This is a genomic window from Cellulomonas sp., from assembly GCF_035634735.1.
GTDB lineage: Bacteria > Actinomycetota > Actinomycetes > Actinomycetales > Cellulomonadaceae > Cellulomonas.
This window is the reverse complement of the sequence record NZ_DASQCJ010000144.1, coordinates 1-4311: the sequence shown is the minus strand read 5'-3', so window position 1 is coordinate 4311 and position 4311 is coordinate 1. Positions and strand designations below refer to the sequence as shown.

Below are 4311 nucleotides of genomic sequence, written 5' to 3'. Positions count from 1 at the left end.
CGGCGGGCACGCGCACGGCGGCGGGGGCCGGGCGTGAGCGCGGTGGCGCGGGCGGTGCGCGCGCTGCGGTGGTACGTCCGCGAGGTGCTCCGCACGTCCGACCGGGGCACCGGCCCGGGCTGCTGCTGAGCCGGCCGAGCGGAGGCGAGTGGAGCGTTCTGCCCGACACGCGCGGCGTGTTCCGGCAGGACGCTCCACCCGACCCCACCCCGGGGTGGTCAGGCGAGGCCGAGCACCTGCCGGTCGACGAACGCGTTGCGGAACGTGCCCTCCGGGTCCGTCCGGGCCACCAGGGCACGGAAGTCGTCCAGGCGCGGGTACAGGTCCCGCGGGTCCGAGCCGGGCGCGCCCACCGAGTCGAACAGCTTGCCCCAGTGCGGGCGGGCGCCGAACGGCGCGAGCGCGGCCTCGATCCGGGGGAGGACCGCCTCGACCTCGGCCTGGCGCGGCAGCCAGGTGAAGTGCAGGCCGACGCGGTCGCCGCCCTCGGCGGTGCTCAGCCACAGGTCGTCGCCAGCGATCGTCCGGACCTCGGAGACCTGCAGCAGCGGGGCCACGAGGTCGCCGAGCCCGCGCATCGCCTCGATCGCCGCGACCGCGTGCTCGCGGGGCACCAGGTACTCGGACTGCAGCTCGTCGCCGTTGCTCGGGGTGAACTCGAGGCGGAAGTGCGGCAGCCGCTCGTGCCACGGGCCCGGGACGCCCAGCTGCTGGGTGCAGTTCACCGGGTCGATGCCGGGCAGCGGGTGCAGCGGGCCGGGCGCGGGGCGGGCGCCGAACAGGTCGGCGCGGGGCTCGTGGGTCGCGCCGGCCGCCACCCGGGTCTTGCGCCACACCTGCCGGACGGCCGGGCCGGTCCAGTCGGTGAACAGGCTGACCGAGTCGGCGGACCCGGTGACGTCGTCCAGGTGCTCCAGCACCGCGTCCCAGGGCAGGTCGGTGTGCACCTCCTGCGCGACGTCGTACGTCGGCTCGACGTCGAGGGTCACCCGGACGACGACGCCCAGGGCCCCGAGCCCGACGACCGCACCGGGGAAGTCGGCGTCGCCGCGCGCGAGGTGCCGGAGCGAGCCGTCCGCCGTCACCAGGTCCAGCCCGGCGACCGCCGCGGCGAGGTTCCGGGACCGGTCGCCGGACCCGTGCGTGGCGGTGGCGACGGCGCCCGCGACCGAGATGTGCGGCAGCGACGCGAGGTTGTGCAGCGCCCAGCCCCGCGGGTGCAGCTCGCGGGCCAGCGCGCCGTACCGGGTCCCCGCCGCGACCGTGACCGTCCGGGCCGCCGCGTCGACCTCGACCGCCGGGTCCAGGGCGTCGAGCCGCACCAGGTCGTCCGGGGTGTCCGCGACCGTGTTGAAGCAGTGCCGGGTGCCGAGCGCGCGGACGCGCCGCGCCCCGGCCACCACCTCCTGCACCTGCTCGACCGTGCGCGGCTCGTGCACGCGCGCGGCGGCGTAGGTGAGGTTCCCGGCCCAGGTGGTCAGCGTCATCGGTGCTCCCGTCCCGGCGGGCGCCCGTCGCCCGCCGGGACGACCGTAACCCGGACGGCGGGTGAGGTCCGGGGCGCCGGGCGGGCCGCGTTCGCGGGCGGGGGAGCGCACCGTGCAGGATGGGGGAGTACGCCGCTACCCGATCGAGGAGACGTCATGCCCGCCACGCTGCCCGAGGCCACCGGTTCGTTCGGTGAGAAGCCGACCCTGACGTTCCCCGAGGGTGACGCCCCCGCCGAGCTCGAGGTCGTCGTGCTGTCGCCCGGCGACGGCGCGCTCGTCGAGGCCGGCGACGACCTCGAGGTCCACTACCTGGGCCAGACCTGGGGCGGGAACGTCTTCGACAACTCGTACGACCGCGGCTCCTCGATCTCGTTCCCGATCGGCGTCGGCGCCGTCATCGGCGGCTGGGACGAGGGCCTGGTCGGCCAGCCGGTCGGCTCCCGCGTCCTGCTGTCGATCCCGTCGCACCTGGGCTACGGCGACCGCGGCGTGCCGCAGGCCGGCATCCGCGGCGGCGACACCCTGGTGTTCGTCGTCGACATCGTCGGCACGCACTGACGCAGCACCGCCCCGCAGCACCCCGCACCACCTCGGCCGCCGCCCGAGCCCGCACCGCCGGGCCGGGCGGCGGCCGCGCGTCCGCACCCCTCCGCGCCACCCGCCACGACCCGTCACGACCCCGAGGAGCCCGCCATGCCCACCCCGCACATCTCCGCCGAGCCCGGCGACTTCGCCCCCGACGTCCTCATGCCGGGCGACCCGCGCCGCGCGAAGCGGATCGCGGAGACCGTGCTCGACGACGCGCGCCTGGTGACCGAGGTGCGCGGCGTCCTCGGCTACACCGGCACCTGGCAGGGCCGCCCGGTGTCCGTGATGGCGTCCGGCATGGGCGTGCCGTCGATCTCGATCTACGCGACCGAGCTGTACCGGTTCTACGGCGTGCAGCGCATCATCCGGATCGGCACCGCCGGCGGCATGGCGCGCACGCTGGAGCTGGGCGACGTCGTCGTCGCGACCGCCGCGCACACCGACTCCGGGGTCAGCGAGCACCGCATCTCCGGCGTGCACTACTCGCACGTGCCGGACTTCGGCCTCGCCGCCGCCGCGTTCGCCGCCGCGGCCGAGGTGCCCGGCGCCCGCGCGCAGGCCGGCGCGGTGTTCACGTCGGACTCGTTCTACTCGAACCGGCCGGAGCGCACCCAGGCGCTGATCGACCACGGCACGCTCGCCGTCGAGATGGAGGCCGCCGGCCTGTACGCGGTGGCCGACCGCGAGCGGGCGAAGGCGCTGGCGCTGCTGTCGATCTCGGACTTCACGTTCCAGCCGAACGAGCTCACCGCCGACGAGCGCGAGCGCCTCTTCGACCACGCGGTGCAGATGGCCCTGCGCGCGTTCGCCACGGCGGCCTGACGCCCGGCCCCCGGCGCCCGCGCCCCCGCCCAGCGGCCCGGAGCCGCGCGCGCCGAGTGCCTACGAAACGGGTCGAGTGCCTATCCCGCGGATAGGCACTCGACCCGTTTCATGTGCACTCGCCGGCCGGGTGGCCGGGTGGCGGGAGGCCGGTCAGGGGCCGGCCGGGGCGGCGACCAGCTCGACCTCCAGGCCCTCGGCGTCCTCCAGGTAGGCGGCGTAGTGGTCGGGGCCGCCGGCGTGCGGGTGCCGGTCCGCGAACAGCAGGGTCCAGCCGTGCGCCGGCGCCTCGCGCACGAGCGCGTCGACCTCCGCGCGGGTCCCGGCGTGGAGCGCCAGGTGGTTCACGCCGGGGCGGTGCCGGTCGTGCGGGGCGTCGGCGACGTCCGGGCCGGACTCCAGCACGACGGACGCCCCGCCGGGCGCGCCGTCGAGCGACCACGCGCACCCGCCGGCCCAGTCCCGGGTGCGGGCGTAGCCCAGCGAGCCGAGGAGCCAGCCCCAGGACCGCTCGGCGCGCGCGAGGTCGGCGAACCACACCTCGACGTGGTGCACCGCGCCGCGGCTCACGCGGCCCCCGCCGTGCGCGGGGTCTCGCGGACCACCTCGAGCGCGTCCAGCGGGCGGGTCACGCCGTCGAGCAGGAACCCGCAGGCGTCGGCGGGCCACCGGGCGCGGACGGCGCGGCCGTCGGCGTCGACCAGGAAGATCACCGGCTGAGACTGCCACATCGCGGGGCAGGGCTGGTCGGGCAGCGGCTGGTGGCTCGGCCGCGCCAGCGCAGCCAGGAGCGGCCCGAGGTCGCCGCGCAGCTCGGCCTCCACCACGGTGGCGGCCGGCCGATCCGGCGCGGGGGCGCCGGGTGGGTCGGACGGGACCGGGGCGCCCGCCACGAGCGGCGACCCGGCGTCCGGGTCCGGCCCCGCCCTGCCGACCACGGACGGGTCGAGGGACGGGAGCACCTGCGTCGGCTGCGGCTCGGCCATCTCGACCGGCAGGTCGAACGGGCCGAGGCACCGCACCACGGCGACCGGGTCGAAGTCGACCGGGACCGCGCCCGGCGACGCACCCGGCCGGTCGTACTCCCGGGGCGGGGTGAGCCCGAGCGTCCACAGCACGTCCGCCGAAAGGCAGTCCGGGCCGGCGTCGGCGACCTCGGCGGCCGGCGGGAGCGCGGACTCGGGGCCGCAGCCCCCGGCGAGCAGCGCCGGCAGCACGATCGCCAGCGCGACGCCGGCCCGGCGCCGGTCCCGGCGCGCGGCGCGGGCCACGGGGTCGGGTGCGGCGCGGTGGTCGGCGGTGGGCGGCACGGGGGCTCCTCGGGGTCGGCCGGAAGGCGTGTCGGCGGGGTGGATCGCGGGCGGGCGCCCGGCCCGGGTCAGCCGGGCGCGTCGAGCAGCCGGCGCAGCCG

General features: G+C 77.7%; 5 protein-coding genes. 2 read left to right on the top strand and 3 right to left on the bottom strand.

The genetic code is table 11. The features are described 5' to 3' along the window. Nucleotides 1-218: 218 nt before the first annotated feature. A complete protein-coding gene (locus tag VER05_RS12645; protein WP_324845698.1) occupies nucleotides 219-1487 on the bottom strand; it encodes an FAD-binding protein in 1269 nt (422 codons plus the stop codon). Between the two features lie 156 nt (nucleotides 1488-1643). Here VER05_RS12645 and VER05_RS12640 point away from each other — a divergent pair, with 156 nt between their 5' ends. After that, nucleotides 1644-2048, top strand: a complete 405-nt coding sequence (locus tag VER05_RS12640) for an FKBP-type peptidyl-prolyl cis-trans isomerase (protein WP_147795800.1) — start codon at nucleotides 1644-1646, stop codon at nucleotides 2046-2048. 135 nt (nucleotides 2049-2183) lie between these two features. Continuing rightward, nucleotides 2184-2900 (top strand): purine-nucleoside phosphorylase, encoded by a 717-nt coding sequence (gene deoD / locus VER05_RS12635; protein ID WP_324845697.1) that lies wholly within the window; start codon nucleotides 2184-2186, stop codon nucleotides 2898-2900. A gap of 153 nt (nucleotides 2901-3053) precedes the next feature. Here deoD and VER05_RS12630 read toward each other — a convergent pair whose 3' ends face one another. Together VER05_RS12630 and VER05_RS12625 are read right to left on the bottom strand one after the other, a co-directional pair. Continuing rightward, the gene (locus tag VER05_RS12630) at nucleotides 3054-3470 is read right to left on the bottom strand and encodes a VOC family protein (RefSeq protein ID WP_324845696.1); all 417 of its coding nucleotides are present in this window, start codon (nucleotides 3468-3470) and stop codon (nucleotides 3054-3056) included. Then, nucleotides 3467-4210, bottom strand: a complete 744-nt coding sequence (locus VER05_RS12625; protein ID WP_324845695.1) for a hypothetical protein — start codon at nucleotides 4208-4210, stop codon at nucleotides 3467-3469. The genes VER05_RS12630 and VER05_RS12625 overlap by 4 nt, the downstream gene beginning before the upstream one ends. Nucleotides 4211-4311 lie beyond the last annotated feature (101 nt).